Annotated in this window: 4 protein-coding genes; all 4 read right to left on the minus strand. The window is 63.5% G+C overall.

The window, feature by feature from the left end; translation table 11 throughout:
* Positions 1–55: 55 nt before the first annotated feature.
* Positions 56–853: a transporter substrate-binding domain-containing protein gene (locus tag ENZ75_RS20535; RefSeq protein ID WP_063168718.1), complete on the minus strand. Its 798-nt coding sequence runs from the start codon at positions 851–853 to the stop codon at positions 56–58.
* 71 nt (positions 854–924) lie between these two features.
* Positions 925–2,934 (minus strand): DUF2817 domain-containing protein, encoded by a 2,010-nt coding sequence (locus ENZ75_RS35625; protein ID WP_082826520.1) that lies wholly within the window; start codon positions 2,932–2,934, stop codon positions 925–927.
* Positions 2,935–2,956: 22 nt separating this feature from the next.
* Positions 2,957–4,483 (minus strand): FAD-binding oxidoreductase, encoded by a 1,527-nt coding sequence (locus tag ENZ75_RS20545; protein WP_063168717.1) that lies wholly within the window; start codon positions 4,481–4,483, stop codon positions 2,957–2,959.
* Positions 4,480–5,016 (minus strand): aminotransferase class I/II-fold pyridoxal phosphate-dependent enzyme (locus ENZ75_RS20550; protein ID WP_127419645.1); only part of this gene is annotated, 537 nt, incomplete at its 5' end. The genes ENZ75_RS20545 and ENZ75_RS20550, both read right to left, overlap by 4 nt.

The raw sequence follows: 5,016 nt of genomic DNA on the forward strand, positions 1-5,016 counted from the left end.
TGCCAATGAAGTGCATGCGCCCGGAGCTCCGGGCGCATGCGAGGGTTCCAAGGCGTTATTTGCAGGGCCGGGAAATGTCCGTCTTGAACCATTTCTCGCTTGCCTTGCCGACCGAGCCGTCCGCGATCAGCTCGCAAAGCGCCTTGTCGATCTTGACCTTGAGTTCGGTGTTGTCCTGCGCGATGCCGACGCCGATGCCTTCGCCAAGCGTCGGGTCGTATGTGCTCTTGATCTCAACACCGACCAGTTGGAAGTTCTTGCCGTCAGGCTTGTCCAGAAAATCCTGCAAGGCGGATTGATCGGCGAAAGCCGTGTCGATACGGCCGCTCGCCAGGTCGATCTGCATCTGGTCAAGCGTGTCGTAGGTTTTCAGGTCGGCATTCGGTGCACGCTTCTCGAGGAAATGCGCGTGGGTCGTGCCAGCCTGCACGCCGACCTTCTTGCCGTCGAGCGACTTCAGCAGCGTGTCGACGTCGGTGATCGCGGCCAGATCAGACCCCTTGGCCGCGACGAACATGTTGGCCAGTTCGGCATAGCCGACGCTGAAATTGATCTCCTTCTTGCGATCGGCGGTGATCGACATGCCCGAGATGATGACGTCGAAGCGCTTGGCCTTCAGCGCCGGGATCAACCCGTCGAACGCCTGCACGACAAAATGGCAGGTCACCGCGAGTTTGGTGCACAGCAACGCGCCGACATCGGCGTCGAAACCGGTGACGTTGCCATTGGCGTCGGACATGCTCCATGGCGGGTAGGCGCCTTCCGTTCCGATGGACAACTCGCCTTCGGCCGCCAATGCGCTTCCCATGCTTCCCGCGAGACATGCGAGCAGCGTCAAGACTTTCAGTTTCATATCAGTTCCCCTTGTTGTTGGTCTTCATTGCCGTTGTCCGGTGCGAACCGGACGCTTCGAGAATGCTTCCCTCACAGTGTCCGAGCCAGGAATTGGCGCAGACGCTCCGAGCGCGGGCTGCCGAACAGCTCCGCGGGCGCACCCTCTTCCTCCACCTTTCCCTGGTGGAGAAACAGAACCTTGTGGGAGACCTCGCGCGCGAACTGCATCTCGTGCGTTACGAGGATCATGGTGTTGCCTTCCTCCGCCAGTTGACGGATCACGCGCAGCACCTCGCCGACCAACTCGGGATCGAGCGCCGATGTCGGTTCGTCGAAGAGGATGACTTTGGGACGCATCGCGAGCGTTCGGGCGATCGCGGCGCGTTGCTGCTGGCCGCCTGATAACTGGCCCGGATAATGAGCGTGCTTGTCGGCGAGCCCGACCTTCTTCAACAAAGCGTGCGCATGTTGGATGGCCTTCTCGCGGGGCTCCTTCAAGACGTGCCGGGGCGCTTCGATGATGTTCTCCGCCACAGTCATGTGCGGCCACAGATTGAAGTTCTGGAACACCATGCCGACGCGGGCGCGGATGCGTTCGACCTGCGCCATATCGGCTGGCCCAAGACGGCCGCTCGACAGCGGCTTCATCTTGATCACCTCGCCATCGATGGCGACCTTGCCGCCATCCGGCTGCTCCAGAAGATTGATGCAACGCAGGAACGTGCTCTTGCCCGAGCCCGACGAGCCGATCATGGAAATGACCTCACCGGCATGGGCGGTGAGATTGACGCCCTTCAACACCAAAAGCGAGCCGAAGCTCTTGTGAAGCTCGTCGATCTGCACGGCCGGCGTGGTGATCTTTGCCTTGTCAGCGGGCGCCGGATCGGCCGCGACGGCAGGAAGGGTTGGCGGCGTCTGTTCGCTGCTGGTGTCCTGGGTTATCTCGACGGTTCGCAGGTCCGCCAGCGCACGATCGAAATAGCGCAGGCTGCTGGACAGGCAGGTGCGTTGCCAGTCTGGGTCATCCGGGATGAAGGCGCAACGCAGAGTGTCGCGGATCCGCTTGCCCAACGGCGAATCGAGCTTGCCGAACAGATGCAGCCAGTTGTCGGCCTGGACCGCTTCCATGACAGCCGGCCCGTCCAACGTGCCGCATTCAACGACAAGCGGCAGCACGCGCGCGTTCGGCATTGCCTTGCGGACGGCATCGGAGACATAGCCGGTCGCCGTTGCCGTGATGCCGGTATCGGTCTTGGCGCCCTGGCCTGTCAGGACTGTCGCCAGCGCCGGCCCGAAGATGGATTTGCCCCAGGCAAGGCCGTCATGCTCGGAACTCGCCACAGAAAGCAGAGCCGGATAACCGTAAGGCCCGGCGCCGGTATGCAGGTCGAAGACGATGGCCTGGCGCGCCGCGCCGGCAAAGGTCTTCAGAATTTCGTTCAAGGTGCGGTTCGACCAGACCGGGCCGCCACCGCCGTAGAACATGCCGTCGGCGAACTCATACTGGCCGGCTTCGACGATCGCCGCCAGCCCGGCATGCCCAAGCCTTTTGCGCGCCACGGCGAGCTTCTCGTCGGCCGCTATGCGGTCCGGTCCCTCCCACTCGCGATACGCCATGGCGTCGTGCAGGCCGGCATAACCGTTGTTGACGGGAGCACTTGAAGACCAGTCGATGAAGTTGCGGTTGAGGTCGACATTGTCCTCGTTGACGCGCCGCGACCAAGCCGTACCCCAGGGATTGATGAGGTGAATGGCAAGGATGGCTGTGTCGCCGGGCAGGCGCCGCAGGTGCTTCTGGCCGAGCCACGCGGTCTGGCAAGTCGAGCCGAACGGGCCCTCGACACCATGCGTACCGGAGATGAGCACGATCAGCTTGCGCGCATCGCGGCGGCCAAGCAGCGCCACATCCGTCGCCAGCGTCTCGCCATCCGGGCCGTTCAGCGGATGAACATATTCAGACAGTTCCGCGCCGGCCCGCTCGGCGGCTTCGCGAAATCTCCTGCGAAGGACGGCGAAATCACGGGCATAGGCGGGGGCTGGCTCATCATGGCGCATGGTCGATCCCACCGGATCGCTGGCGGTTGCGGTCAATCCGTTCATTCCCTGTCGTTCCACCGTGGGGCTATTCATCGTTGTGATGGCTCGTGTTCTGAGGTGGCAATCGGCGCTCATTGCCGGAAAGGAGCGGCCTGGAGGACCGGACAAACCAGGCGTCGGAGGGAAGCACCTTGTCGGGGTTCATGATCGACTGATCGTCCAGCGCTCGTTTCACCCGCTCCATCGCGGCGAGCTTCGTCGGGTCAACCGTCGCCAGCAGCGAATGGATGCGCTTGGACCCAACACCGTGCTCGGCGGAAAAAGAACCGCCAATCTCCCGCAGTTGTTGGTACAGGACGCTCTCGGCAGCCTCCGCTACGTCAGGCGCCAGCGGACCCTGACGGTTGAGGATGATATGCAGGTTTCCATCGGCCAGGTGACCGAAGACATAGGGCGCCAGACCCGGTTCGATCGCTGCGAGCCGGGGCAGGATTCTGTCGAGATAGGCCGGAATTTCCGACAGAGGCACCGACACGTCGAAGGAAGGCGCTTGGGGATGGGCGCGATAGAGCACGCCGGTGTCCTCGCGCAACCGCCACAGGTCTTCCTCTTGCCGCCGCGAGCCGGCAATGATGCCGGTGGCTTCAGGATAGCGCTCCATCACTTCCGAATAGATCCGCTCGAAATCTTCGCGCAGCGCCTCTTCGCGCGCGCCGCCAAGCGACAGCAGCAGGAACAGCGGCTGGTCGAGCGGCACGCTCGGTTCGGACCATTCATGCGCGGCTGCGGCCAGGCTGAAATACGAGGTCCACATCGCCTCCGCCGCGCGCAAATGTCCCGCATCCGATTCAAGCGCCAGACGAATGACTTGCAGCGCCGCTTCGACAGACGGCAGCCCGAAAAGCGCGGTGGCGGTGGCTCGGGGCGAAGGGTCGAGCTTGACGACCACGCGGGTCACGATGCCAAGCGTGCCCTCCGCACCGATGAAGAGATGCTTCAGATCGTAGCCGGCGGAATTCTTCACCACCCGCGTCAGATCGGAATAGACCGATCCATCGGCCAGCACGGCCTCCAGGCCAAGGACGCGGTGGCGCATGACCCCGTTGCGAAAGGCCATCACGCCACCCGCATTCGTGGAAACCATGCCGCCGATCGTCGCCGAACCGCGCGCGGCAAGATCGATACCGGGCTCCAGGCGGTGCTCAAATGCGGCAGACTGCAAAGCTTCGAGCGTAACACCGGCACCGACGATCGCCACGCGCTCGACGGGATCGAGCCGCTCGATCCGGTTCATGCGTGCCAGGGAAAGAACGATCTCGCCCGGCCGCGAGACACTTCCGCCGACCAGGCCGGTCCGCCCGCCCTGCGGCACGATCGGAATCTCATTTTGACTGCAGATGCGCACCACCGCGGCGACCTCGCCGGTCGATGAAGGCGCAACGACGATGCCGGCGGCGCAATCCGTCCCGTTCGAACCAAGGTCGATCGCCCCGGCATCATCACCGATCCGCACATTCGAGGCGCCAACGACATGGCGGATCGCGTCGACAACCGACAACGGCACCGCTTGCTCGATCCAGTTCGTTTGCCTGGGAGACGCGTGGCCGCTCATCGCCCAGCCAATCCCTGAAGCGCCGTGATCAGCCGGTCGTTGTCGGCCGGCAAGCCGATGGTGGCGCGCAGATAGTGCTCGTAGCCGGCTTCGCGCCACGCCTTGACGATGATCCCCTGCTTCAGGAGACCGGCGGCAACGCTGGAGCTGTCGCCCTTGCAGTCGAAGAACAGGAAGTTTGTCTGCGACTGGGCAACCCGGAAACCAAGGCCCGTAAGTGCGGCGGCGGTGCGCACGCGCTCGGCTCTGACGCGGCCCGCCGACGCCTTCATCCAGCTTTCGTCGGCCAGTGCCGCAATAGCGGCGACCTGTGCTGCCGCATTGACGTTGAACGGCGTCTTGGCGGCCGCGATCACTCTTGCCAGTTCGAAGCCCGAACAAACGGCATAGCCAACGCGCAGCCCCGCCAGGCCATAAGCCTTCGAAAATGTGCGCAGCACGACATGGTCGATGCTGCTGTTGCGCAGGACCTCGATGCCGTCGGGCGCGCCGGGATCGGCGAATTCGAAATAGGCCTCGTCCAGGACAAGAAG

Source organism: Mesorhizobium sp. M7A.F.Ca.CA.002.04.1.1 (assembly GCF_004022805.1).
GTDB classification, from domain to species: domain Bacteria; phylum Pseudomonadota; class Alphaproteobacteria; order Rhizobiales; family Rhizobiaceae; genus Mesorhizobium; species Mesorhizobium ciceri.

What these genes read in the sequence shown, in the direction of transcription:
- ENZ75_RS20535 (WP_063168718.1), bottom strand. Translation starts at nt 853, where the DNA reads ATGAAACTGAAAGTCTTGACGCTGCTCGCATGTCTCGCGGGAAGCATG.
- ENZ75_RS35625 (WP_082826520.1), bottom strand. Translation starts at nt 2,934, where the DNA reads ATGAACGGATTGACCGCAACCGCCAGCGATCCGGTGGGATCGACCATG.
- ENZ75_RS20545 (WP_063168717.1), bottom strand. Translation starts at nt 4,483, where the DNA reads ATGAGCGGCCACGCGTCTCCCAGGCAAACGAACTGGATCGAGCAAGCG.